Source organism: Paenibacillus sp. MMO-177 (genome assembly GCF_037147795.1).
In the GTDB taxonomy this organism is placed as follows: domain Bacteria; phylum Bacillota; class Bacilli; order Paenibacillales; family Paenibacillaceae; genus Pristimantibacillus.
Genome location: NZ_JBBCUR010000009.1, coordinates 136,745 through 163,147 on the forward strand (window position 1 = coordinate 136,745; position 26,403 = coordinate 163,147).

General features: G+C 51.6%; 21 protein-coding genes. 11 read left to right on the forward strand and 10 right to left on the reverse strand.

What is annotated here, in order from left to right; translation table 11 throughout:
• Positions 1-100: 100 nt before the first annotated feature.
• Positions 101-2,878 (reverse strand): glycoside hydrolase family 3 C-terminal domain-containing protein, encoded by a 2,778-nt coding sequence (locus tag WFK81_RS24240; protein WP_336789194.1) that lies wholly within the window; start codon positions 2,876-2,878, stop codon positions 101-103.
• Between the two features lie 225 nt (positions 2,879-3,103).
• On the opposite strand from WFK81_RS24240, the gene WFK81_RS24245 reads away from it, so the two are divergent.
• Both WFK81_RS24245 and WFK81_RS24250 read left to right on the forward strand, forming a co-directional pair.
• Positions 3,104-3,733, forward strand: a complete 630-nt coding sequence (locus WFK81_RS24245; RefSeq protein ID WP_336775864.1) for a YfbR-like 5'-deoxynucleotidase — start codon at positions 3,104-3,106, stop codon at positions 3,731-3,733.
• Between the two features lie 150 nt (positions 3,734-3,883).
• Complete coding sequence (locus tag WFK81_RS24250) at positions 3,884-4,162, forward strand: DUF2277 domain-containing protein (RefSeq protein WP_336789195.1); 279 nt, start codon at positions 3,884-3,886, stop codon at positions 4,160-4,162.
• A gap of 224 nt (positions 4,163-4,386) precedes the next feature.
• Here WFK81_RS24250 and WFK81_RS24255 read toward each other — a convergent pair whose 3' ends face one another.
• Complete coding sequence (locus WFK81_RS24255; RefSeq protein WP_336789197.1) at positions 4,387-4,749, reverse strand: DUF423 domain-containing protein; 363 nt, start codon at positions 4,747-4,749, stop codon at positions 4,387-4,389.
• Positions 4,750-4,875: 126 nt separating this feature from the next.
• Here WFK81_RS24255 and WFK81_RS24260 point away from each other — a divergent pair, with 126 nt between their 5' ends.
• Positions 4,876-6,132 carry an MFS transporter gene (locus WFK81_RS24260; protein WP_336789199.1) on the forward strand — a complete coding sequence of 419 codons (1,257 nt, stop codon included), beginning with the start codon at positions 4,876-4,878 and terminating at the stop codon, positions 6,130-6,132.
• 392 nt (positions 6,133-6,524) lie between these two features.
• Positions 6,525-10,892 carry an endo-1,4-beta-xylanase gene (locus WFK81_RS24265; RefSeq protein WP_336789201.1) on the forward strand — a complete coding sequence of 1,456 codons (4,368 nt, stop codon included), beginning with the start codon at positions 6,525-6,527 and terminating at the stop codon, positions 10,890-10,892.
• A gap of 52 nt (positions 10,893-10,944) precedes the next feature.
• Here the strand turns inward: WFK81_RS24265 and WFK81_RS24270 are convergent, their stop codons facing one another.
• From WFK81_RS24270 to WFK81_RS24285, 4 genes are all read right to left on the reverse strand, one after another.
• The gene (locus tag WFK81_RS24270) at positions 10,945-11,673 is read right to left on the reverse strand and encodes a hypothetical protein (protein ID WP_336789203.1); all 729 of its coding nucleotides are present in this window, start codon (positions 11,671-11,673) and stop codon (positions 10,945-10,947) included.
• Positions 11,674-11,868: 195 nt separating this feature from the next.
• The gene (locus tag WFK81_RS24275) at positions 11,869-15,117 is read right to left on the reverse strand and encodes a carbohydrate-binding protein (RefSeq protein ID WP_336789205.1); all 3,249 of its coding nucleotides are present in this window, start codon (positions 15,115-15,117) and stop codon (positions 11,869-11,871) included.
• Between the two features lie 190 nt (positions 15,118-15,307).
• The gene (locus tag WFK81_RS24280) at positions 15,308-15,730 is read right to left on the reverse strand and encodes a peptide-methionine (S)-S-oxide reductase (protein WP_336789241.1); all 423 of its coding nucleotides are present in this window, start codon (positions 15,728-15,730) and stop codon (positions 15,308-15,310) included.
• Positions 15,613-15,942: a peptide-methionine (S)-S-oxide reductase gene (locus WFK81_RS24285; RefSeq protein ID WP_336789207.1), complete on the reverse strand. Its 330-nt coding sequence runs from the start codon at positions 15,940-15,942 to the stop codon at positions 15,613-15,615. Before WFK81_RS24285 ends, WFK81_RS24280 begins: the two co-directional genes overlap by 118 nt.
• A 127-nt stretch (positions 15,943-16,069) precedes the next feature.
• Here WFK81_RS24285 and WFK81_RS24290 point away from each other — a divergent pair, with 127 nt between their 5' ends.
• From WFK81_RS24290 to aguB, 4 genes are all read left to right on the forward strand, one after another.
• Positions 16,070-16,465 carry a VOC family protein gene (locus WFK81_RS24290; protein WP_336789209.1) on the forward strand — a complete coding sequence of 132 codons (396 nt, stop codon included), beginning with the start codon at positions 16,070-16,072 and terminating at the stop codon, positions 16,463-16,465.
• Between the two features lie 79 nt (positions 16,466-16,544).
• Positions 16,545-17,315, forward strand: coding sequence for an HAD family hydrolase (locus WFK81_RS24295; protein ID WP_336789210.1), 771 nt, complete (start codon positions 16,545-16,547; stop codon positions 17,313-17,315).
• 234 nt (positions 17,316-17,549) lie between these two features.
• A complete protein-coding gene (locus WFK81_RS24300; protein ID WP_336789211.1) occupies positions 17,550-18,584 on the forward strand; it encodes an agmatine deiminase family protein in 1,035 nt (344 codons plus the stop codon).
• 70 nt (positions 18,585-18,654) lie between these two features.
• Positions 18,655-19,533, forward strand: a complete 879-nt coding sequence (gene aguB, locus WFK81_RS24305) for an N-carbamoylputrescine amidase (RefSeq protein ID WP_336789212.1) — start codon at positions 18,655-18,657, stop codon at positions 19,531-19,533.
• Positions 19,534-19,591: 58 nt separating this feature from the next.
• On the opposite strand, the gene WFK81_RS24310 is transcribed toward aguB, so the two are convergent.
• Positions 19,592-20,179 carry a TetR/AcrR family transcriptional regulator gene (locus WFK81_RS24310; RefSeq protein WP_336789214.1) on the reverse strand — a complete coding sequence of 196 codons (588 nt, stop codon included), beginning with the start codon at positions 20,177-20,179 and terminating at the stop codon, positions 19,592-19,594.
• A 191-nt stretch (positions 20,180-20,370) separates the two neighbouring features.
• Between WFK81_RS24310 and WFK81_RS24315 the strand changes: the two genes are divergently transcribed.
• The 3 genes from WFK81_RS24315 to WFK81_RS24325 all read left to right on the forward strand — a co-directional run bounded on the left by WFK81_RS24315 (position 20,371) and on the right by WFK81_RS24325 (position 22,664).
• Positions 20,371-21,564 (forward strand): MFS transporter, encoded by a 1,194-nt coding sequence (locus WFK81_RS24315; RefSeq protein WP_336789216.1) that lies wholly within the window; start codon positions 20,371-20,373, stop codon positions 21,562-21,564.
• A gap of 120 nt (positions 21,565-21,684) precedes the next feature.
• On the forward strand, positions 21,685-22,158 hold the full coding sequence (locus WFK81_RS24320) for a hypothetical protein (RefSeq protein ID WP_336789218.1): 474 nt from the start codon (positions 21,685-21,687) through the stop codon (positions 22,156-22,158).
• Positions 22,158-22,664, forward strand: coding sequence for a hypothetical protein (locus tag WFK81_RS24325; RefSeq protein ID WP_336789219.1), 507 nt, complete (start codon positions 22,158-22,160; stop codon positions 22,662-22,664). Before WFK81_RS24320 ends, WFK81_RS24325 begins: the two co-directional genes overlap by 1 nt.
• A 55-nt stretch (positions 22,665-22,719) precedes the next feature.
• Here the strand turns inward: WFK81_RS24325 and WFK81_RS24330 are convergent, their stop codons facing one another.
• From WFK81_RS24330 to WFK81_RS24340, 3 genes are all read right to left on the reverse strand, one after another.
• Entirely contained in the window at positions 22,720-23,607 is an 888-nt protein-coding gene (locus WFK81_RS24330) for a carbohydrate ABC transporter permease (RefSeq protein ID WP_336789221.1), read from the reverse strand.
• 15 nt (positions 23,608-23,622) lie between these two features.
• Positions 23,623-24,513, reverse strand: a complete 891-nt coding sequence (locus WFK81_RS24335; protein WP_336789223.1) for an ABC transporter permease — start codon at positions 24,511-24,513, stop codon at positions 23,623-23,625.
• Positions 24,514-24,600: 87 nt separating this feature from the next.
• The gene (locus tag WFK81_RS24340; protein ID WP_336789224.1) at positions 24,601-26,337 is read right to left on the reverse strand and encodes an extracellular solute-binding protein; all 1,737 of its coding nucleotides are present in this window, start codon (positions 26,335-26,337) and stop codon (positions 24,601-24,603) included.
• Between the last annotated feature and the right edge of the window lie 66 nt (positions 26,338-26,403).

Sequence of the window (26,403 nt, forward strand, 5' to 3'; positions counted from 1 at the left end):
TACACGGACAACGGAATAATTTCAAATAAGGCTGCCAAGGTAAGACACTTAGAATTGGAAAAGGGACGCCCAGGAAGGCGTCCCTCTCTATGGTCATCGTTTATTCCTGCACGAACTCAATCCAGTCAATCTGCATGCCCGGCTTTACGAAATCCAGCTTAAGCTCGTATAAGCCCTCCGGAAGCTCCACCTTCACCAGCTTCTGTCGGATCCAGGCGCTTTCCGTACCATTGGTCTGAACGGTAGTCATCAGCTTGCCGTTAATCAGCACGTTGCATGCGCTTTGCGCCCAAGCGAACTCGGTCGACATCAGATGAACCGTAATCCGGTATACGCCGCTTTGCTCGACCCTCATCACAGCCGGCTCTCCCGCCGTAAACGCCACCTGAGCACGGTTGGTCAGCGACTGCGCTTGCGGCGCGGACAAATCCGCGTCCGGCTCAAACCGCTCTGCCTTCTCCTCCGTCACCAGCTCTCTTCCGAATACCGGCGCCTTCATAATAAAATCGCAGATGTTCATGGCGCAACGCTGCAGCTCGCCGCGGGTTAAGGTTCCGTCCTCCAGCGATTCCAGCGTATTGTCTCCCCATACATTGGATTCCGCGCCGTAGTTGGACACAACCATATACAGATCGTTCTGGGAACGGACCATCCAGTTCGTGAACTTGCGGTCAGCCTGGCCGCCCTCTGCAACATCATTCATAACCGCCCACCAGTCGGTCATAACGATACCTTTAAAGCCCCATTCGCCGCGTAAAATCGTTGTGTTCAGATCATAGTTGGAGGCCGCCCAATGGCCGTTAATCGGATTGTAGGAGGTCATGATCGAATTGGCTCCGCCCTCTTTGACGGCAATCTCGAACCCTTTCAAATAAATTTCGCGAAGAGCGCGCTCCGATACAACCGCGTTCACGCGGTGACGGTACTGCTCCTGGTTGTTGCAGGCGAAATGCTTCAGCGTCGCATTCGAGCCGCCTTTTCTAATTCCTCTCGTACATGCTGCTGCAAAAGCTCCAGATACCAGCGGATCCTCCGAGAAATATTCGAAGTTGCGTCCGTTGAGCGGACTGCGGCGGATATTAAGACCCGGTCCAAGGAGGGCATCAATATCGTTGCTTAGCAGCTCTCGCCCCTCCAGCACATACAGCTCTTCTACAAGCTCCGTATTCCAGGTAGCTGCAAGCAAGGTGCCGATTGCAACCTGCGTAGCTTTATGACCGCTGTCCATGCGGATACCCGATGGACCGTCCGCCGTACAGGCAACCGGAATGCCGTAGCCAAGCAGATTTTCGCTAACCCCGCCAAAAGCCGATGCCGTTCCTGCCGTCACCTTCGGGCTGGACATGCCTTCGCCTCGGACGATTGCGGCTAGATCCTCATCATTCAGCTGTGAGATGAAGGCCTCCATGCTTACATTGCCGTCCGCTACATCCTGCAGCTTATAGCCTTGATCACCGGTCTGCGCGAGACTCGCCGGCAGATTCTTCTCGATCCGCTCCGCAAGGGAAATCTTGCGAACCGGCACTTCAGCGGAAGTCAGCTCGTACGTGCCGTCTTCCTTGCGGGCGCCAGGCTTCAACCGCGTGAAGCCGACCGTTGGTGCCATCGCTTCCGCGAGCTGCTCCACCACTTGAAGGGTTTCTACAATATAGCCTTCTTTCCCGTCCACGGCTGCAACCGAGACATTCCGGACGCTGTTCCCGGCAAAGATACGGTACGTCCCCGCTTCCAGCACGTAAGCGGAAGAATGTCCCGTTACGCCTGCATCATCATAGGAGGCCATCGCATGAACCGGGAAGCTTAACGTTAGCCGCTGCGATTCGCCTGGTTGAAGCTCTTTTGTCTTGGCGAATGCAACGAGTGATTTTGCCGGCTTGCCCAGCAGCCCTTGCGGCGCTTCATAGTAGACCTGCACCGTTTCTTTGCCCGGATAGACCTTACCTGTATTAGTCACCGTAACACCAAGCTCGATACACTCTTGCCCGTCCTTAACCGCAAGCTTAGCCTGCTCCGGCACGCTGGCGAAGGTTGTGTAAGACAGGCCATAGCCAAATTCGAACTGAACCTTCTCCGGCGCAAACGTCTCGAAGTAGCGGTAGCCGACATAAATATCTTCTTCGTACAAGTTGTTGAGCTCATTGCCGTAGTTGCGCGTAGACGGATAATCGTCAATCGAATAAGCGATCGTATCCGTTAATTTGCCGCTTGGCGTTACGTCTCCAACCAGCACGTCGGCAATCGCGTTGCCGCCCTCCATACCGCCTTGCCAAGCGTAAATAACGGATGGAATCGATTTCATTTCAATATTGTTTAACCAGCTCATATCGATAATGTTGGATACGTTCAGCACGACCGCCGTTTGCTCGAACTGTGCCGCAACGGCTTGCAGCATAGCGATCTCTTCATCCGTCAGCAGATAGCTTCCCGGCTTTGCCGCATTGTCCTGATCTTCTCCTGCCGTACGTCCTATGACTACAATCGCCTTATCCGATTGGCTTCTCGCCTGCGATACGAGCTCTGCCGACAGCGGCATTTCCTTCTGATGCCAAGGCTCCGCCGCCCAGCCGCCTCCGCCGTTATCGAAAGGATTCTGCTCAATCCATTTCTCGTATACGGCCGCCAGCTCTTCGTTAACTTTAACGTTCTTCTTGCTTCTCATGCCGTCCAGCAGGTTTGTCGTATGGGTGACGTTTACGCTGCCGCCCGACCCTGTACCGCTGCGGTAATAATTCACCTGCGTCCGGCCAAAGATTGCAACGCTTTCACCGGTTCGAACCGGAAGCACTTGTCCGTCATTCTTAAGCAGCACCGCGCCTTCCGCCGCTACCTTCCTGCTGAACGCCGCAAAACCTTCCAATGGAATGCCATGTGTATTCATTATGTTATCTCCTAATCAGTTTCTACAAGCACTAGGTATTATCATAACAAATTATATATCGCGAAAACACAATAAACATTCGACTATTTTTCCTTGTTAATTATACAAATCAGCCGCCATACATTATTTTCCTTGTATTCTTAACGATCCAATAACAATTGGGATATATACTGGAGCCGTGCAGCAGAATATAAACTACCTTATTCCAAGAAAGGAATTCAGCCTATGGGAATTCATACGTACTTTCAGTCGCTTACCGACCTCGAGAGGATTATTCGCTGCCCGGGGAAATTCAAATTTCAGGCGCATAGCGTAGCCGAGCATTCCTGGAAGGTCGTTCAATACGCGAAGACTTTGGCGGATATTGAAGAAATGAACGGTGTCGCGGTGGATTGGAAGAAGCTCTATGAGATTACGAGCAGCCATGACTATGGCGAAATCTTTATCGGAGATATCAAGACGCCCGTTAAGCATTACTCCATGGAGCTCCGCTCGATGCTGCTGCAGGTAGAAGAAGGCATGGTCGCGCATTTTATCGACGATCATATTCCGGAGGAGTTCAAGCCCACTTTCCGCAGACAGCTCCGCGAAGGAAAGGACCAGTCCGTGGAGGGCCAAATTCTTGAGGTGGCGGATAAGCTGGATCAAATTTACGAGGCTTTTATCGAACTGCAGCTTGGAAATACCGAAAAGGAATTTATCGTGATGTACCGGTCGGCGCTTATTAAAATCAAAGAAATCAAGCTTCATTGCGTCGATTACTTCCTCGCTCATATTCTCCCCGACCTCGTCTCGCAGGGCGTTAAATCTCCGATTGACATCGAACAGATTACAAAAGAGGCTTTGGCCGAGTAATCTCCTCTCTATCCAAACGCACAAAAGCCAGCCTCTTTGCGGCTGGCTTTTTATATTTAATGAGCATGGGGCCGCAAGAACCCGGCTGGCCCGGCCGCAGTCGATGTAGTAATATAAAGGCAACGCTGGACAACCGAAAGGAGAAGCTTTATGTGCCGAAATATTAAGACGCTGTATAATTTCGATCCGCCGGCATCCGATGAGGAAATTCAGGCGGCAGCGCTCCAGTTCGTCCGTAAGCTGTCTGGATTCAACACGCCGTCTAAGGCTAATGAGGAAGTGTTCCATCTAGCGATCGAAGAGGTCACCGAGGCGGCGCGCAAGCTGCTTAGCTCGCTGGTCACGAATGCCGAGCCGCGTAATCGCGAGGTCGAGATCGAGCGCGCGCGGATTCGAAACGCGAAGCGCTTTGGCAGCGGTTCCGAGTAGATGCGTCTCCGAAGGACAGCCGCAGCCATGTTCCATGCAAAGCTTAGGCTGCCTCTTCTGCTTCGTCAAAGGCGAAATGGCTTTATCGAGGAAGCCGGAGGCAGCATGCAAAAAAGCCAGCCTCTTTGCGGCTGGCTTTTCTGCATTCGTCGAACAAGCGATAATGATAAGACAAACACCTGGCAGCAAGCATAGTCGGCAAATACAGGATACTGTTCCGTTTTTTACAGCACGCCAATCGCTATGAGCACCCAACCCGCAATAAAGGACAAGCCGCCAAGCGGCGTGACCGGGCCAAGCAGACGCACTCTTTTTAGGCTCAGCACGTACAGGCTTCCGGAGAACAATACAATTCCCACTGCCAAGAGCCAGCCTCCCGTTGAGATCATACCCGAATCCGGATAACGGTCCGCGAGGAGACCAACGCCGATTAATCCCAATGCATGAATGATGTGATACTGCACGCCTGTCTCGTACACCTTCAACTTGTCCGGTTCGATTCGGCTCTTCAGCGCATGCGCGCCAAACGCGCCTATGGCTACCGCTACGGCCATCAAAATACAACCCAGCACAACAAACGTCTGCATTTCGTTCCCTCATCTCTTCAATTTTCTTCCTCTAGCATAACATGATCCGCAACAATTTCCGATTGCTTTACAGCCGGGCCGGTAGTATTGTAGATGGTTGGAATAGCATCGGGAGGCACCTACATCATGAAATTCATTCAATCTACCGCCGCGGAATGGAGAGGCTGGTCCCGCAATATCCGTCTCTTCTTCCTGTCGAACATGTTATATCAATTCGGTACGGGCTTGTTCTCGGTACTCTACAACTTATATATTCACGAGCTAGGCTACCCCGACGCCATGAGCGGGACGGTCGTCAGCATGCAGTCGCTCGCCACGGCCATCTGCTTTATTCCGATCGGCCTGTTTGGCGACCGCATCAGCCGCAAGCGGCTGCTTGTTATCGGCGCCTTATGCAGCGGCGTTATCTTGGCGGGCCGGTCGTTATTCGAATCGGAGAGCAGTCTGGTAGCGATGGCCGTTCTGACCGGGATTTTTGCGACCGTATTTCAGGTGCTGGCCATCCCTTTCCTTTCCGACAACGTGGACAAAAAAGACCGGCTGCGCATCTTCAGCATCTACTCCGCGTTTGTCCTGGCGGCTCAGGTAGCCGGCAGTCTTGGCGGCGGCGTCATTTCCGACTTCTTGCAGGATGCCGGTGTAAGCACGCAGCTCTCGTTCAAGCTTGTCCTGCTGGCAGGCAGTATCGCGACAATCGGGGCATTCGTGCCGCTTCAGGCGATGCGGGAAAGCAAACGACGGGCAGTCACCGCGAAGGAACAGCGTCACCAACCGGCAGTTTCTCCGCCTGTTTCGGTTAACAAAGAACTTCGCTTCATCGCTGCCTTTGCCGCTGTAGAGCTGCTGATCGGCATCGGTTCCGGGCTTGTTATCCCTTACCTGAACCTGTATTTCACGAACCGCTTTGAAATCTCGCTCAGCGGCATGAGCTTTCTTCTCTCGCTTGGACAAGTGATGACCATCTTCTCCATGCTGATTGGCCCTACGCTGGCCAGCCGGGTCGGACAAGTGAAGGCGATCGTCATTTTCCAGACCTTGTCGCTGCCGTTCCTGCTTATTACCGGCTTTACGAATATGCTGCTGGTCGCTTCGGTCAGCTTCCTATTCCGCCAGGCGCTGATGAACGCGGCAAACCCGCTTCTGTCCGCGACACTCATGAACCGGGTCTCCGCCCGCAGTCAAAGCCTGGCTAACTCGGTCATGCAGACCGCCTTTATGCTCGGCTGGGCCACCATGGGCCCGGTGCAATCGCATATCATCTCATCCCACGGCTACTATTGGGGTTATGCGGTTACGTTCAGCATCACGGGCTGTTTGTACGTGACCGCTTCGCTGCTCTTCTACATGCTTTTCCGCGAAAAGCAGAAGAAGCTTGCCCTTTAAAAAGCCCGATGCGATGTGACGCATCACGCCTCGAGAGCCTTAACGATACCGCACAGCGTCAAGCTCTGCTTTTTCCGCCCCTTAGGCGGTCTTAACGATGCCGCACATCGTTAAGGATCCCATTTTCGCGCGATTTACGGCCAAAACGGGACTTTCTTGGCAGCTTAGCGATGCGCCGCATCGTTGAGCCCTGCTTTTACTGACGTCATCGCAGCCTTAACGATACCGTGCTCTTTTTTTGCATGAAATGTTAAATAAGTGCAGTAAGTCATTTAGTTCTTATAGTAACTCCAAATTTAATACACGCTATAATCTCTCTAGGAAAGGAGGGGCCTCTACAACGTTTTGTAAGCGCTTAATAAAAATAATATTTTCGAAGGGGAATGCCATACATGAGTAGATCCTGGAAAAAGCTTGTCTCGATCGTGCTTGCAGCTGCGCTGCTGATCCCGATTGGCAGACTAGCGCCTGTTGCGGAAGCGGCAGCGAATCCAACCGTTGTTTATCACGAAGACTTTGCAGTTGATAAAGGAAAGGCGACTCAATCCGGCGGTGCCAGCTTGACTACCATAACAGGGAAAGTATTTGACGGCAATGAAGATGGAAGCGCTTTATATGTAAGTAACCGGAAGGACAGCTGGGATGCAGCCGACTTCAAATACTCCGACATCGGTCTGCAAAACGGCAAAACCTATACGGTAACCGTGAAAGGTTACGTGGACGGGGATGTGACGGTGCCTGCAGGCGCCAAGGCTAATCTTCAAGACGTAAACGGCACCTCCTACTTCGGCTTCTTGACGAATGCAGCACTCACAGCCGGAGCCGCCTTTACTCTTACGAAAGAATTTACGCTCGATACAAGCAAGAGTACGCAGCTTCGTGTTCAATCGAATGATGAAGGCGCGGGCGTCCCATTCTACATCGGCGATATTGTCATTACTTCTGTTGACTCTGTGGAACCCGGCAATGGCACAGACGCAACTACGATTTACCATGAGGATTTTGCAGCTGGCGCGGGTTTGACTAAACAATCGGGAAGCGCCACCCTCACACCGGTCACAAACAAAGCTTTTGCTGGCAATGAAGACGGAAAAGCTTTATACGTCAGCAACAGATCGGTTGACTATGACGCAGCTGATTTCGACTATGCTGACATCGGCCTGGAAAACGGTAAAACCTATACAGTAACGGTTACCGGCTATGTGGATGCAGGCACTGAAATTCCTTCCGGCGCGAAAGCCTATCTGCAGACGATCGGCAGCTATGGCGTAGTCGCCAGCGCGAATTATGCAGCCGGAGCCGCCTTTACATTAACGAATACCTTTACTGTTGATACCAGCAAGGATACAACGCTTCGCGTTCAATCCAACAGTGTGGGACAAACCGTTCCGTTCTACATTGGAGATATCGTGATCACCTACACCAGACCTCCAGCCCTGCCTTTCAACACCATTACGTTTGAAGATCAAACAACCGGAGGCTTTACGGGCCGTGCAGGCACGGAAACGCTGACGGTTACGAATGAAGCTAACCATACGGCAAACGGCTCCTATGCCTTGAAGGTAGAAGGCAGAACAGTAGACTGGCACGGCCCTTCCCTGCGTGTGGAGAAGTACGTAGATAAAGGCTATGAGTATAAAGTGACCGCTTGGGTGAAGCTGTTGTCACCTGAAACAAGCACCAAGCTTGAGCTTTCCTCCCAAATCGGAGACGGCGGCAGCGCCAACTACCCAAGTCTGGCAAGCAAAACGGTTACCGCCGCAGACGGCTGGGTTCAGCTGCAAGGCAACTATCGCTATAACAGCGTAGGCGGCGAATATCTGACCATTTACGTGCAAAGCTCCAATGCAACAGCATCCTACTATATTGACGATATCAGCTTCGAGAGCACAGGCTCCGGCCCTGTCGGCATTCAGAAGGATCTGGCTCCACTTAAAGACGTATACAAAAACGACTTCCTGATCGGCAACGCCATCTCCGCGGAAGATTTGGAAGGAACACGTCTCGAGCTGCTGAAGATGCATCATAATGTTGTAACCGCAGGCAATGCGATGAAGCCGGATGCCCTGCAGCCAACGAAAGGCAACTTCACCTTCACGGCAGCCGACGCCATGGTCGACAAAGTACTGGCGGAAGGCATGAAAATGCACGGCCACGTGCTGGTCTGGCACCAGCAATCGCCTGCTTGGCTGAACACCAAGAAGGATGCCAACAACAACACGGTACCGCTCGGACGCGACGAGGCGTTGGTTAACCTGAAAACGCACATCCAGACCGTTATGAAGCATTTCGGCAACAAGGTCATCTCATGGGACGTTGTAAACGAAGCGATGAACGACAATCCGTCCAATCCGGCCGATTATAAAGCCTCGCTGCGTCAGACTCCTTGGTATCAGGCCATCGGGCCGGACTACGTGGAGCAGGCATTCCTTGCCGCAAGGGAAGTGCTCGATGACCATCAGGATTGGAACATCAAGCTGTACTACAACGATTACAATGATGATAATCAGAACAAAGCAACGGCTATCTACAACATGGTAAAAGATATTAACGATCGTTACGCCGCAGCCCACAACGGCAAGCTGCTGATCGACGGTATCGGAATGCAGGGGCATTACAACATCAACACCAATCCGGAGAACGTAAAGCTTTCCTTGGAGAAATTTATATCTCTGGGCGTTGAAGTCAGCGTAAGCGAGCTTGACGTTACGGCAGGAACCAACTACACGCTTCCTGAAAATCTGTCTACAGCTCAGGCCTATCTGTACGCCCAGTTGTTCAAGCTTTACAAGGAGCATGCGGATCATATCGCGCGCGTAACGTTCTGGGGCATGGACGATAACACGAGCTGGAGAGCCGAGAACAACCCGCTTCTGTTCGACAAGAACCTGCAGGCTAAACCGGCCTACTACGGCGTCATTGACCCGGACAAATACATCAAAGATCATGCGCCTCAAGCAAAGGATGCCAACCAGGCAGAAGCCCAATACGGTACGCCGGTAATTGACGGCACCGTAGATTCCGTATGGAGCAAAGCACAGTCTATCCCGGTCAATCGTTACCAGATGGCTTGGCAGGGTGCAACCGGTACGGCCAAAGCGCTCTGGGACGATCAGAACCTGTACGTGCTCGTACAAGTCAGCGACACTCAGCTCAACAAGGCTAACAACAACGCATGGGAACAGGATTCCGTCGAGGTCTTCCTGGACCAAAACAATGGAAAAACGACCTTCTATCAAAGCGATGACGGACAATACCGCGTTAACTTTGACAACGAAACTTCGTTTAGTCCGCCAAGCATTGCAGCCGGCTTCGAGTCTCAAACCAAGAAAACGGCTAACAGCTACACCGTTGAGCTGAAAATTCCTCTGACGGCCGTAACGCCTGCCAATCAGAAGAAGCTTGGCTTCGACGTACAAATCAATGACGCAACGGACGGTGCTCGCACCAGCGTTGCCGCATGGAATGACACGACCGGCAACGGTTACCAGGATACATCGGTATACGGCGAGCTTACGCTGGCTGGCAAAAGCACCGGCGGAACCGACACTAGCGGCTCCTTACCGCAAACCGGCAATGTGGTGAAAAACCCTGACGGCTCCACAACGCTGAAGCCTGAAGTCCAAACAACTAACGGCAATGCCGTTGGCACGGTTACCGGCGACGACCTGAAAAAGGCGCTCGAGCAGGCGACTCCGGCGGCAGGCGGCAAGAAGCAAGTCGTCATCGACGTGCCGCTGCAGGCAAATGCGGCTTCGTATGCTGTTCAACTGCCGACACAAAGCTTAAAGAACCAAGACGGATACCAGCTGACGGCCAAAATCGCCAACGCTTTTATCCAAATTCCAAGCAATATGCTGGCGAACACGAATGTGACTACGGATCAAGTTTCCATCCGGGTAGCGAAGGCTTCACTGGATAACGTGGATACCGCGACCCGCGAGTTGATCGGCAACCGTCCGGTTATCGACCTCAGCCTTGTTGCGAGCGGCAATGTAATCGCGTGGAACAACCCTGCCGCGCCTGTAACGGTTGCTATTCCTTACACGCCAACTGCCGAAGAGCTCAAGCATCCGGAGCATATCGTGATCTGGTATATCGATGGCAGCGGCAAAGCAACTCCGGTACCAAACAGCAGATATGACGCGAAGCTTGGAGCAGTCGTTTTCCAAACGACGCATTTCAGCACTTATGCAGCCGTATCCGTCTTCAAAACGTTTGGCGACCTGGCAAATGTATCTTGGGCCAAAGAAGCGATTGACGCTATGGCCTCCCGCGGCGTGATCAAAGGCACTGGAGAGAACACCTTCTCCCCTGCTGCTTCCATTAAGCGGGCTGACTTTATCGCTCTTCTGGTAAGAGCGCTTGAACTCCATGGCACCGGAACTACGAATGTCGCCATGTTCAGCGATGTGCCGGCCAACGCTTATTACTATAATGAGCTGGCTGTTGCGAAGCAGCTGGGCATCGCGACCGGCTTTGAGGATAATACGTTCAAACCAGACAGCAGCATTTCCCGTCAAGACATGATGGTGCTGACTACTCGTGCTCTTGCTATACTCGGCAAGCAGCTGCCGGCAGGCGGCTCCCTGAACGCATTCTCCGACGCAGCAAGTGTTGCGGGCTATGCGCAAGACAGCGTAGCAGCGCTTGTAAAAGCCGGCGTTGTTCAAGGCAGCGGCAGCAAGCTTGCTCCGCAAGACCAGCTGACACGCGCGGAAGCAGCGGTTATTCTGTACCGCATCTGGAAGCTGCAATAAAAACAGGGATAAAAATCGAAGGAGGGGCAGCCTGCCCCCTCCTTCTCTACTTTCAGACTGCTCTAAATTGAAAATTGTCCAGGGTAAAAATACCTTCGGAAGAATAGGTAACTTTCGCATCTACCTCGCCAATATACTGAGGCTCCGCAACACCCTCTATTGCCAGACCGATAGCTACAACTAATTTCAACCCTTGTTCTGCCGCTTCAAAACGTACAATTCCGCCATATCCAAGCTGATTACCGATTTTCTCTTCCCCATATTCCTTTTGATACTCAGCAAGCTTTACTTCATAGGATTGACCGCCAAGGACAATCTGTCCGAACAGCTCCTTGTTTTTTATGGACTTTTTGAATTGAATTTCCGTTGCAAGCTTTTTCATATAGTCATTCTGCGCAAAGATGTAGTCCTGCAGTTTTTGGCCAACGCGAGCCCCAGCAGATTGATATTCAACAACGTGAAGCTCATAGAGGCTGATACCCGTTCCCGATCCAACATTAAGAATAACAGCTAGCTCCTGTTCCCCGTCCCCGTCAAAATCATACACCTTTAGCTCTGGCATTATTCCTCTTGGCGTTGTAGGAATCCAACTCATCTCATGCTCATTACCCTCTATTTGCAGTCTTACCGTGTCATCTGTTCCAGCATACAGAAAAATATGGTGTTCAGGCAGCGATGCAAGCGGAGCTCCAGCTGTCTCATCTGCTGCTGAAGAAGAATAAGCGGCTTCCTTTTCAAATGAACAGCCTGTAAATAATAATGAAGCCGCCGCTAACCCCATAAGGAGTTGGCATGCGCTAGTTTTACGCTTCGGCAAAATCGAATTCCCTCGTCTCTGTTCGTATTCTTTGCAATTACTAACTATTAGACTTCCGAATAGATCCAAAAGTTTCCTCCATTTGGCATTTATTTGTCTGGACAAAAAAAAGGAAGAAGGAGGGGTATGTTACACCTCTTTCTTCCTTTACTCAGTCTATTATTTCTTCCAACTTGCGATCAGCGCTGCCGCATCGGCATTTAATACGGCTTTGGCTTGTGCCGTAAGGTCGCCGCTTTTCGCCTTATCCAGCTGCTTCATGAAGTCCTGCATCTGCTTGATCGCCTGATCGCGATGTCCTTTGTCCAAGTGATGCTGCGCCTGCTTTAGACTCGCCGAAAGCTGAGAAGCAAGAGACTTGCCGACCTCGCCCGAAGCTTGGTACCGTTCAACCAGCTTGCTCATGCTTCCGGTACTTGTCTTCACCTGAATCTGAATCGTCTTCTGAAGCTTGTTCCCTGCCGCATCCTCCACGGCTACAACGACAGCTTTCGCTCCCAAAAGACCGGCGAGCTCAATGCTAAGCTTTGTTCCGTCATACGTTTTACCGTCAAAAGTAAGGCTGGCCGAACGGACCGTCGTCTTGCCGTCTCCGGCCTGGAAGCTTAAGTACCCATCATCCTCGAGCACGGCGCCTTCCGCAAGCTTCGATCCGTTAGCCGTCAAAGAATAGACGGGCACTGCCGGGATTTCCACTGTAATACCCGCTGACACGTTGCCCGACTTATCTGCCGCGCTGATCACCAGCGTATAGCTTTGGTCCGTTTCGATTCCGCTCAGCACAGCCGACTGAACGCCCCGCTTCACTTCCGCAGTTTCGCCAACTTGCTGGCCACTCTGAAGCAGCTTAAGCCGCACGACATCTCCGTCCAGCGCATAAGGTCCGTCCCACTGCACGGTCAGCTTGCTATTGTCGCGCGTGAACCGGACATTCTCGACCTCTCCCGGCGGAACCCCGTCATCAACCGGATCTGGCGGCAAGGTTGGGGCGGTAAAGACGGATGCATCGCCAAAAGTAAATTTATCGAGGTTGTACAGCCAGTCATTCCCCTTGAACAACAGGTAGACCAGATGCTTGCCCGTAACCGGAGCCGCAGCCGCAATCGAACCGTCAAAGACCTGGAACGTCTGCCAGCCGCCCGTGCCGCTTACCTTAGCCGTGGCAATGACAGGTCCGTTAATGCCGTCAATTCTAGCCTCAATCGTTCCGCCGCTTGTTGCGCTTGCCGCCTGAACGTGGAACTGCGTTGGACCAACATCGCCAAAATCAACATAATTGTACATCGCATACGGGTTATTCGGGCCGTATACGCCAGCCAGATAAGTCTGGTTGCCGCCATTCTCCGTGCCCACGTTTACGCTGTTCGTGAAATTTTCAGCCTCCAGCTTGCCGTAAGCATCCCTTGCCGTGCCTTTAATCTGCGAGAAGGTGAACCAGTCGAGGTTGCAAGGATAGTCGCTGCCATCCGCCCCATGGAAAATGAGATACACATCATGAACGCCAACAGCCAGCGAATCATCGATAATAGAGGTTACATCCACCCATTTATTCCAGCTGCCCATGGCGGGGACCTCGATTACGCCGGCCGTTGGACCGTCAAGACCGTCCAGCTTCACTTCAATCGAACCGCCTTGATTGCCGCTGGCGATATGAACCGTTACGCCTGCCGCTCCCGAGCCAAAATCAATATCCTTATAAGACGCGTACGCATTATTGTGAATGCCGTCCGCAAATTGTCCGGAGGAATTAACGCTGAGTCCATTGCTGCTCGCAAAATTCTCAGCCTGCAGCTTCGCGTAAGCATCCGTCCGGGTTGGGTCGGTCTTCGTAAATTTGAACCAGTTCAGGTTAAACAGATACGAGTCATTCGTCTTTTTGAATACCAGATACACATCGTGTTTACCGGTCACATTGCTCGTATTCCCTTGATCATCCTTCAGCACCGTAACGGCATCAATAAAGTTGTTCCAGCCTCCAGTACCTTCGACGTTCAGAGTTCCTACCTTCGGACCGTCCAAAGCATCCAGCCTAACCTCGATTTTACCGCCGCCCGTGCCGCTTGAAGCCCTAGCAATGAAACCGCTTGCACCTTGTCCCGAGCCAAAATCCACGTTTTTATAAGCCGCATAATAGCCGTCCTGAATACCGCCTAGTTGCATCGAGCCTTCGATGCTGCCCTCCATGCCCGGGCCGTTTACGATATTAAAGCTTTCCGCCTCGACCTTGTTATACGGATTTTTAACGGCATACTCCAGCTGCTCCGCATCCTGCGGCTCCAAAGAGGTGAGCGCTTGTACGGCCGCTGCCGAGCTCCACGACTCGAAGGTACCGGACAGCTGCTGGCCTGCCCAGTTGCTGTCGACCAGATTGGCCGCGTTGCGATTGTTCCAAGCCATATCCGTATTAAACGCCAGCCACTCGTTATAGCTCTCCGCGAAGGTTTTGTACATGCTCTCGCTGCTGGCATTAACAACTTTCTGCAGATAGCCGAGGTTACGCATCAGAATGGTTTTGCCGCCCTTCAGATCCCCGTTCGGTCCTTCGTATCGCAGCAGCCCGTTGGCATCGACCAGTCTCTCCTTTGTAAAGGTTGCCCCCTTGAGCGCATCGTCCAAATAAACCTTGTCTCCCGTAATCTGATAGAGACCTACGGCTGCGCCGATAAACGTGCCTTGATTATAGTGGGTCGCATCCGGAACCGGCCCTTTTTGCGTTTCAATCCGGTCAAATACTTTGCCGTTGCCGTCCGTCAGCATCGTTTTGCCCCAACGATAGATCTTTGAAGCGGCATCCAGGTAGTGAGCATTGCCAGTCGCGTTATACAGGAATACCGCGGCTTCCGCGGCAGGGAAGTTAATGCAGGCATTTTTCGTCGTACGGTCATCGCTCTTCCACCAAATGCCGCCGCCCGCAAACCCGTCATCCCATTGGGTATCGTACACATAGTTAAAATAATATTCCGCTCTCTCGAGATACTTCGCGTCATTCGTAATCTGATAGGCTCTTGTGCTAGCCATCGCCCACCACATAATGTCATCGTTAAACGTGTTGTTAGTCCAATCCTGGCCATACTTCGCTACCGCGCCGTCGAACACGTCGTCAATCTGGGTGCGCAGCTTCGCCTTCAGCTCCGGATCCGTTGCCTCCTGATAAGCATCCATCACCAGCTCCCACAGCTCGGCCTCCACCCAAAAGTCCTGATACCCGTCATGCTTGGAGGTTTTCCAGAAGTACTTCGCACTCGCATCCCAGAACGCGTTATTGTAGGCTTCAATCGCGGTCTTCGCGTCTGCCGCCTCAAAGGCATGGGCACGGGGTGTTCCGTTTGGAATCAAGGGACTAACAGAGAGTGCAAGAGCAATAGGCAATACGATAAGCTTTGACCTTCTTCTTGTCTTACCGGTCACAAACATCCCTCCTGAAAAAATATGAATTGGCAAAAGAAAAGCCGATTCGCATGCGGGTATACGATCGGCTTCAGTCACCTAATAATATAAAATCAGGTCAATATTATGTCAATATATCATATTTAATTAAATCCTTTAGACTACTTATTATTAGTATAACATGTTATAACATTTATGAAGAAAGAACTACTTACCACCGAATTTGTCGAATTAAGGAGAGCATCTCCTTCAGCTCGTTTTCGGCTAACGGCCACCCCAACATCTCCTGCTGCAGACGCTCCAGATTGAGGAACCCCTTCGCTACTCCGTTCAGCCTTGCGGCCAAGGTGGATCTCTCCAGCTCCTCCTCTGACGAATACAAAGACTTCAGCTTCTCCACAGCATCCGGGAACCGCTTTAAATAATATTTCTGATGCCTGGATTCAGCGGGATAAAAAGCCTTAAAGGGCGCCAGCTCCGTATCCAAAATGCCCTTCGCGTCCTCCATACGGCTCTTCATCCTCCGGAAAGCCTCCGCCTGGTCCTCATTCCGATAGAGCAGCAAAGATTGATATTGCATGTCCTTATAACCGTTGATGTTATAGGGATTATGGTTGTTCCAGAATACCTCCAGCAACTCGTCATAGGAAACAAGGGCAGGGTCGAACCCAGCTCAACCGTCTCGGTATGATCGCCCATGCCGCGGTAGGTCGGCTCTGCCGTTGTTCCCCCGGCAAATCCCACGCGTGTCCCGATCACGCCTGGAACCGCGCCGAACAAAGCTTCCGGGCTCCAGTAACAGCCCATGCCAAGCGTTATCGTTTTCTCCGCTTTATTCTCGTTCATCTTGTCCCCTCCACTGCCTAAGGAATTGCTTCGATACATTATAATTTCCGTAAACGGTTTATCTCAAGCAGGAACGGTAACGCTATGAGAAGAAAAAAGTAGGAAGTCCAAAATTGGGAGGGTTATTATGGGAAGAGTCGTTCATTTCGAAGTTCATGTCGATGACATGGAGCGTGCAAAGAAGTTTTACGGCGAGGTATTCGGCTGGACATTCGAGGATTGGAGCGGATACGCGGGTATGCCCTATTTCGGAGCTACTACGGGCGATGCCAATGCGATGGGGATTAACGGAGCGCTGATGAAGCGCATGGGTCCTCCTCCACAGCCGGGACAACCGGTAAGCGGCTTTGCATGCACGATGGGCGTGGAGGACTACGATGCGACGGAGGCAAAAATTCTTAGTCTTGGCGGCCAGGTAGCCCTGCCGAAATACGCGCTGCCGGGTATGGCTTGGCAAGGCTATTACATCGATACCGAAGGTAATGTGATTGGCATTCATCAGCCGGATGAAAACGCGAAATAAGCTTACGGCTCACAAAAAGCCCAGCCGCGCAAGGTTGGGCTTTTATGCGTAAAAACAGCAATTTAAATGAGGGATAATGATGTCAGATTTTCTGGTTAAAGGAATTTTGTTTGATAAAGACGGTACCTTGATTCAATTCCATTCGTTCTGGGTACCGATTGCGGAGGAATTTACGGATCACTTGTTATCCAGTATGGATGCGAATGAGCCAACATCCGGTTTAAAAGAAACGCTGCTCGAGTCCATTGGACTCGGCGCGGACGGGAAGGTAGATTCGAAGGGGTATCTGGCTGGGGGCACAACCGCGGATATTGCCGGGGCTTACTTAAAGGTACTTTCCGAGTATGGTTATGGGCCGGAACAAACGGCAGGACTGCATGAATGGATGACGGACGAGATTTACAGGCTCACCCAATCCCATCGCGACCAGCTGCTGCCTACGGCGGATTTGGAGAACGTGCTGCCACGACTGAGGGATAAAGGATTGAAGCTCGGAATCGCTACGGCCGACGATTATGAATCGACCCTCTTTTTCCTGAACAAATATGGAATTGCGCACTACTTTGATTTTATTGGCACCTCGGACCGTTACGAGAAAAAACCAAGCCCCGTCATGATGAACGAATTTTGCGCCATGACCGGACTGCAGCCAAGCGAAGTCGCCATCGTTGGCGATACGTTAACCGATATGAGATTCGCCCAGCATTCGAAGGCCGGACTTGCCATTGGCGTTCTATCCGGCACAAGCCAGCGGGAAGAGCTCGCTCCCTATGCCGGACTCATCCTGCCGTCCGTTGGCGACCTGATTGATAAGCATGACCAATTGGCCTGGCATGTAGCCCGCCAATAATAGCCCCATAACAACAAGAAGACCCTCGATCCGTTAGGCTCGGGGGTCTTCTTAATGAAGGTCAATACCAGACCAAATCTTTATCCGGCGGCAAAACGGAAAATCCCGCTAAAAAACTGGATAAACCCCGTAATTGAGCTGTCAACCTTTTTGTTATATGATAAGAGGGGTTCAGGCGGCTTAGGCCCGCTAAAGACACATTTTCATTGCGATAAGAGAGGAATATTACCTAATATGAATCCTAAACAATTGAACTATACAATGCCGGCCGAATGGACGGCGCATGAGCGTACATTCATCTCTTGGCCGGTACAAGCTTCGATGGTCTATCCGGAGCATTACGAGCAGGTAAGCGCGGGTTATGCCGAGCTTGTTACCGCAATCGCGGAATTCGAACCGATTACGGTTGTTGTAAACCCGGCAGATCTGGAGAAGGTCAGCGCCCTGTTCGCAGGCAATGATGCGGTCGAATGTCTGCCCATTGAGCATAACGATGCTTGGCTGCGCGACAACGGCCCAACGTTTGTCGTGAATCCCGAAGGCGAGCTGGCGGGCGTGAACTGGAAGTTCAACGCTTGGGGCGGCAAATATTCGCCATGGGATCTGGACGATGCCGTTGCACCGCAAATTTTGAAGCATGTTGACGTGAAGCAATTCGATGCTCCGCTCGTCATGGAAGGCGGTTCTATCCATACCGATGGCGAAGGCACGCTTCTGACCACCGAGGAATGCCTGCTTAATACGAACCGCAATCCGGAGCTCAGCCGCGAGCAAATCGAAGGTTACGTCAAAGAATTCGTTAACGTGGACACGATCGTATGGCTGAAGCGCGGCCTGAGCGGCGACGAGACCGACGGCCATGTCGACAACATCGCTTGCTTCGCGGCTCCGGGCAAAGTTATTCTGCAGGTTTGCAACGATCCTTCCGACGAGAATTACGCGATCACGGAAGAGAATCGCCGTATCCTGAGCGAAGCGGTGGATGCCAAAGGCCGCAAGCTCGAGATTATCGAAATCGAGCAGCCGCCTTACGCGGAGTACGAGGACACTCGTTTGACGCTGAGCTACCTGAACTTCTATTTTGTTAACGGCGGCATTATCCTGCCTATATTCGGCGGCGCGGCTGCGGAAGCCGACCGCAAGGCTATTGAAACCCTGCAGGCGGCATTCCCCGATCACCGCATTCGTCCGATCGACGGCATGGCGGTTATCCGCGAAGGCGGCAACGTACACTGCACAACGCAACAAATGCCTGCTCGCCGGGCGTAATATACGTGTCACAAGGAAAACTTACGAAGCAAGTTTCGCTTCGCAAAACTTTTCAGGAGGTACGCCATTCATGAGAACGGTCAAAGTAGCAGCCACGCAAATGAGCTGCACATCGAATATAGAAGAAAACATCCGCAAAGCGGAGGCGCTCGTACGCGAAGCGGCGGCACAAGGCGCGCAAATCATATTGCTTCAGGAGCTGTTCGAGACACCTTATTTCTGCCAGAAGGAAAAGGCGGATTATTACGTCTATGCAACCGAGCTGGAGGAAAACAAAGCGGTCAACCACTTCCGCGGCATCGCCAAGGAGCTTGGCGTCGTGCTTCCGATCAGCTTTTATGAGAAGAAGAACTGGGCACGCTACAACTCGCTTGCCGTTATTGATGCTGACGGCGAAGTGCTTGGCAAATACCGCAAGAGCCATATTCCCGACGGTCCGGGTTATGAAGAGAAGTTCTATTTCAATCCCGGAGACACGGGCTTCAAAGTATGGAAAACGAAATATGCCACGATCGGCGTTGGCGTATGCTGGGATCAATGGTATCCGGAAGCGGCGCGCAGCATGGCGCTTATGGGCGCGGAGCTGCTCTTCTACCCGACGGCTATCGGATCGGAGCCGCAAGACGGCAGCATCGACTCGAAGGATCATTGGCAAATGTGCATGAGAGGCCATGCCGCATGCAACCTGATGCCGGTTATCGCATCCAACCGTATCGGCGAAGAAGTTGACGAGGACTCGTCGATCAACTTCTATGGTTCGTCGTTCATTGCCGGCCCTCAAGGCAATCTGATTGCCGAAGCCGGCCGCGACGAGCATGGCGTGCTTGTTGCCGAATTCGATCTCGACCAGCTGGAATCGCAGCGCATCGAGTGGGGCATCTTCCGCGACCGCCGTCCGGATCTGTATGGCGTAATCGCTTCGTATGACGGAGAAATCCGGATTAAATAGCCGTATGAAAAAAAGGACCCTCGGGCTAAACTAAGTTAGCCTGAGGATCCTTTTCTTTTTATCCGCCTTGATTCGCGCGGATCCCATCGAATACTGCTGTTACCAGCTGCCGTACATAAGCTTCCGTTAACTCTTCGCCGGTTATCATCAAGCGGTAGAAAAACGGTCCGTAGATGAGGTCGATAACTAGACCGATATCCAAATCTTTTTCCAATTCCCCGCGCTGAATGCCTCGCTCGAGGAGGCCTCTCGCTTCCAATCGGCGAGGCTTGAAATACCGGGTCCGGTAGGCTTCCGCCAATCCTTCGTCGAACTGCCCCTGGCCGACCAGTTCCCTAATCACTCTGCCCTCCGGGCTTGTTAAGAAACGGACTACATTCGATGCGTGAATGAGAACGTCGCTAAACACGGCACCCGTATCGGGCACGGGAAGTCTAGCCGACGCGGCAAACAGGAATCCATCCATAACGACGGCCGCCTTGTTCGGCCACCATTTATATATCGTCGCTTTGCTTACCTTGGCGCGCTCGGCGATTTTTTCCACGGTGACCATTTCAAAGCCGCTTTCCAATAACAGATCATAAGAAGCGGTAAGAATCGCATTTTGCGTTTCCACATTACGCGGCCGCCCTCTTTTTGCTTCCACCGGAACCATCCCTTTCAACGGTTTGAGTCTGGACTGGGAGATTAGAAACGATACGTTCAGTATACAAAAAAAGACGCCGAAAGAGAAATCATTTCACCTATTTACAAAACTGAACGTTCAGTATATTATTTAATCAGTAATTAGTGAACCCGGCGTTCAGTAATTAAAATTTCAAACAAGGAGTGGTACTTATGACTGCTTCAAATGGGCAAACGCTCGAGAAAAATATTCCTGCATGGTTAACGATACTGCTCGCAACCGCATGCGGCATGATTGCTGCCAATCTGTACTATGCACAGCCCCTGGTCGGATTAATCAGCTCCTCCCTCGGTCTGTCCGCCGGCAGCGCCGGTCTGATTGTAACGCTGACCCAAATCGGATACGTTTTGGGACTCCTGTTTATCGTACCGATGGGCGATATCGTGGAAAATCGCAAGCTGGTTGTCACCGCCTTGCTCCTTACCGCTGCTGCGCTGGTCACCGCAGCGCTGGCGAAACAACCGTTTCTTTTCCTAGCCGCTACCCTTGTCATTGGCTTAGGTTCGGTTGCCGCCCAAGTACTCGTCCCCTTCGCCTCCTACCTTGCATCCGATGCTTCACGCGGACGCGTCGTTGGAAACGTCATGAGTGGTCTACTGCTCGGCATTATGCTCGCAAGACCAATATCAAGCCTTGTTGCGGACTTCTTCGGCTGGCATGCCATCTTTGCGATTTCCGCCGCAGCGATTGTTATTCTAGCCATTGTTCTGGCTAAAGTACTGCCGGTTAGAAAACCAACGGCAGCCACGAGCTATACGACGCTGCTTGGTTCCATGTGGCGACTGCTGCCGACCACGCCGATTCTGCGCCGCCGAGCTTTTTATCACGCAACGCTGTTTGCGGCGTTCAGCTTGTTCTGGACCACCGTGCCGCAGCTCCTGGCCAGCCCTAAATTCCATTTCTCGCAGACGGCTATTGCCCTCTATGCGCTCGTGGGAGTTGCAGGCGCCGTTGCGGCGCCGCTCGCCGGCCGTCTGGCTGACCGCGGCTGGACCAGACCCGCAACCGCAATTGCCCTTATAACCGTTATCGTCTCCGTGCTTCTGCCTCTTCTGATTCAGACCAGCTCGCCTGTGGGCGTGGTTGTTCTCGTTATCGCCGCTATACTGCTCGACGCTGGAGTGTCGGCCAATCTCGTACTCAGCCAGCGCTCGATCTTCTCGCTTGGCGCGGATATCCGCAGCAGGCTAAACGGGTTGTTCATGGCAATCTTCTTCTTTGGCGGAGCTATCGGATCGGCTGCCGGAGGATGGGCTTACGCAACAGGCGGATGGAGCACGGCGTTGTGGATTGGAATCGCATTTCCGACCCTTGCCCTGCTGTACTTCGCTACGGAACGGAAATAAGTATTAAGCAGTCAGGCTCTGAAGCCTGGCTGCTTTTTTGTGGTGTCTTAAAGGATATTCTTAACATGCAAAGGGAAATCTACCTTCAGGACTGGATTGGATACGGAAGGGGGTTCCCCCGTGGTTATCATTATTTTTATTCTTTACGCGTGGTTCTGCATTCAAGTGCTGATGAATTTGCGCCTTAAGCTTCCGCTTGCGGTCAACTTCCTTTTATTTATGGCCATTGAAGTCGTGCTTACGAACAAGCTGACCATTAGCGGCCACAACCTTAACTCTTTCCAAATCAATCAGAACATCCCGCATTTTATCGCTTTGATTCTGCATAATGACTTCACCATAACGTTTATCCTGCTTGCTTTTGCAAACGTTTTTCTCTTATCGTCAAAAACCAGCGTAAGGATCGGTATAACCGTCTACGCGTATGGCTTACAACTGCTGCTCGGCATGGAACTGCGCCGGAATCAGGTTCTTATTTATAAAGAATGGAACTACCTCAATGAGTCCCTGATGATTCTCCTGGTTCTGGCATACACCTTATTATGCGGGAAGATCTTTCAGTGGATGGCTTCAAAAGAAGGATGGATTCGATAATGAAATCAGTCATTTATGACCATCATTTCAATAGTAATGAGCTGTATGTTATCGCTCTGATGACAGTAGGCTTCACCGTGTATAGGCTGCTGCCAAGAACGCTATCTCCCTTGCAGACCATCTTTAATATGCTTATCAGCGTGACATTGGGGCTCATTTTTGACCATACGATTGCCGTGCCTCCATTCGATCTGTACGATGTTGGCGATAGTTCAAGCTATGAGTTTTTTGATTTAATCTCTTATCTGATGTATGCCCCTTACGGGTACTTGTTTGTCTACGGCTTTGAGCGTTTCCGGATCTCTGGAATCATAACAATCGGCTATATTCTCGGATGGGCGGCCATCTCTCTCTTGTTCGAATGGCTTGGATTCAAGGTCGGCGTGTTCCATTATAAACACGGCTATCAAATCCTCTACTCCATCCCCATCTACCTGGTCGTGCTGAGCTTTCAGCTGGCGTTGTACCGTGCGGCTTTTTCAAACCATCGATGGCAGAGACAGTGAGATAGCAAAAAAGAACCACATCCCCATCGGGATGTGGTTCTTGGTTTATTTCGCTTTACTCCTTCACGGCGCCCAGCATAATACCGGATACGAAGTATTTCTGCAGGAATGGATAAACGACCAGCATCGGCACCATGGCGATAAATACCTTGGCTGAGTTAAGCGTCCGGTTAGACAGCTCGGACAGCTTCTTGTACTGTTCCGGCGTCAAGTTCGTGCCTACCGGAATGTTGACGACAAGCTGCTGAATATAGGTCTGAAGCGGATAGCTGGATTGCGTATTGCTCAGCACCAATCCGTTAAAGAATTCATTCCAGTGGTATACGCTGATAAAGAGCGCTACGGCAGCAAGCACCGGGATCGAGCATGGGATATAAACCCGGAACAGGACCGACCATGGACCGGCACCGTCAACGACAGCCGCCTCATTCAGCTCCTTCGGCAGATTGCGGAAGAAGTTCATGATGAGGATGACGTCGAATACCGGTACCCCTGCGCCTAATACCAACGCCCAGATTGTATCGATCAGGTGATAGTTCTGAATGGTCAGATACCAAGGGATTAATCCGCCGTTAAACAACATGCAGAAGACGAGAATCCACATGAACATATTGCGCGTCTTGAAATCCTTCTTCGGTCTTGCCAGCGGGTAAGCCATTAATACGGTCACCAGCAAGGAGAACGCCGTGCCAAGCACGGTACGCTGGATGGAAATCCAGAATGCGTTAAAGAACATGCTGTCGTTGATAATTTCCTTATACGGCGTCAAGGAGAAGCCGATTGGATAAATCGTTACCAGACCCGCGTTAGCGGCGGCCTTGTCGGAGATGGATACGCAGAAGGTGTACCACAGCGGGTATACGCAGCTAACGAGCAGCAGACCGAGAAGGACGATGTTGGCAATATCAAACGCCCGCGAACCTAACGTTGTATTTCTAACCACGGCAGCGCCCTCCTCTTAGAATATCGTGTAGTCGGCATAACGATATGCCAGACGATAGGATATATAGATCAGTACAAAGCTAATGACCGACTTGAATAAACCAGCCGCCGTCGCCAGCGAGAACTGAAGATTTTGCAAGCCTAGCCGGTATACCCATGTATCCAGAATATCTCCCGTCGAATACACAAGCGGGTTATACAGGTTATATACCTGATCGAAGCCGGCGTTCAGCACGTTGCCGAGACTGAGTACCCCAAGCAGGACTACCGTTGTCGTTAATGCAGGCAGCGTAACATTGCGGATCAGCTGCCAGCGGTTGGCTCCGTCAATAGCGGCCGCTTCGTACAGATTGGGATTGACGCCTGTCAGTGCCGCCAGATAAATGATGGCGTTATAGCCGAACTCCTTCCACACATCCGTACCGATAATCAGCTGCCGGAATATACTCGAATCCGCCATAAACAACTTCGGATCCACGCCGAAATAACCGATAATTGTATTTACAACGCCATAATAGCCGAAGATTCCAATGACAATCGTGGACATGATAACCCACGACAGAAAGTGCGGCAAATAAACGACGGTCTGCACCAGCTTCTTGAAGCGCAAATTGCGAAGCTCGTTGAGCAAGATGGCAAAGACAAGGGGAACAATCAAATTCATCACGATTTTGCCGATAGCGATAATAAAGGTATTCGTAATAACCGTCTTGCTGTCATTCAGCTGGAACATGTACTTAAAGTTTTCAAGCCCGACCCATTCGGATTTGAACAAACCCATTCCCGGATTATAATTCTGAAATGCCATCAGAATCCCGAACATAGGCACAATACTGAACATTACAAGCCAGACCATACCCGGCAGCAGCATCAAATAATAATGCTTCTGATGGCCTAATTTCCTCATAACGGCAAACCTCCTGTCCCTCTAGCAGGATATAAAGCTTGCGAAAAGCACCGAAACGCATGTGCCTTCCGCAAGCTTTACCCATCATTATTTCTTCAAGAGCTCTGCAACTTCCGCCGTGATTTCATCTCCGCCTTGCGCCTTCCAATCCTTCACGAACTTGTCGAAGGAGTCGATAGGCTGCTGGCCAAGGATGATTTTCAGAACGGTCTCGTCTTCCATCTTCTTCAGGTTAGCCCATTTGGTCTCCATCGTTGGCGTCTGGTTGTACGTTACGCTGTAGACTTTCTTGTCGATTGGAGTTGTTGCGAATGGACGGTCCCCGATCAAGAGGGAGTACAAGCGTTGGAAGTCGCCGAAGTTTGCCGTACTGAAGTTGCTTACGCCCAGATCGTCAAACGGAGGCTTCACGACATCTTTCACTTTTTTCGCATCCGCGTACATCAGTTTGTACAAGCTGTTCGGCTTGTTGTAATCCTCCGGATTCGTCTCGCCTTTCAGTACTTTCAGCAGCTCGGTGTACTCGTATTCCGTCTCGTTGGCCGCGGCCATAACGTTGCGGAGCGGATACCAGCCTACGGCAACCGACAGGTCGAAGGTCGCTTCATCGCGCACAAGGGCGTTGTTCATAATCAGAATAGCTTTAACAACGTCCGGCTTGGCATTTTTGCTTATCAAGGTGTAGCTGCTGCCCGTTGTCTTCATATGCGAATTCCACTTGCCGTCATCGGTGAAGACCGGGTAAGCCTGCCAGTTCGCTGTTGGATCATTCTTGAAGGAGTCTCCGTTGCCATAGCCGCCATTCCACCATGGTCCGAAGAAAATACCCGTTTGGTTGGCATTGATCGGATCCCCTACGTTATCGCGGGTGCCCACCTCAGGATCGATAAGTCCTTTTTTGTACCAGTCGGCCAGCAGGGCCAATGTTTTCTTCGTATTCTCCGAGGTTGTTCCGTACGATACCGTTCCGTCCCCATTATCGAGCCAGTAGCCCGGATAAGCATCCATCGCGCCGAAGATCGGGTCAAAACCAGCCATATTGTTAGAGGACACGAGGAAGGTGGAGTACGGGAATGTATTTTTGGATGGGCCGGCAATACCAATCGTTTTATCCCCGCCCATTTTGTTATCCATAAACGCTTTAGCCGTTTTTTCGAGATCAGCTACCGTCTTCGGTACTGGCAGACTCAGCTTATCCAGCCAGTCCTTGCGGATCCACATGACGTGTACGCCGTCGGTGTCCACCGTAATGTTCGGGAGCGACACCATTTTGCCTTTGTAGCTGGCGTTTTCCAAAGCGCGTCCTTCGGTACTGGCCATAATGTCCTTCACCTGCTGGGAGGAATACTGATTGAAAAGATCGCCAATATCGTACAGCAGCCCCGAGCTGGCTGCTTTCGTCATAAAGGAACGGTCGTCGACCACCATACCGTCAGGCAGCTTACCCGATGCGATCGTCAGGCTGACCTTTTGCCTGAAGTCGTTGCCTGTAGCGGCAGTCCAATCCACAATGACGTTAATGTTGTACTTTTCCTTCAGATAACGCGTATATTGGTTGTTGCTTACGCTGTCGCCTTCCGGCAGCGTTTTGTCCGTCGGGTCCACCGCCATACCGATGTGAACATCAACAGGCTTAGGGAATTTGGAGAAGGCGAGGTCATCCCCAGACAAGGCGGGACTCTCGGAGCTGCTTGCGTTAGAACTTGCCTCAGGGCTTGAAGACGCTTTCACATTGTTGTTTGATGAATCATTGGAAGAAGAACATGCTGTCAAGCTTACACCTAGTAATGCAGCAGAAAGCATCAGTGCCATATTCCTTTTCATCTAACCCCTCCTAGAACTCTTCGTTCGTTCCTTGCCTACCCATTGTACAATGAAAGCGCTTAAAAA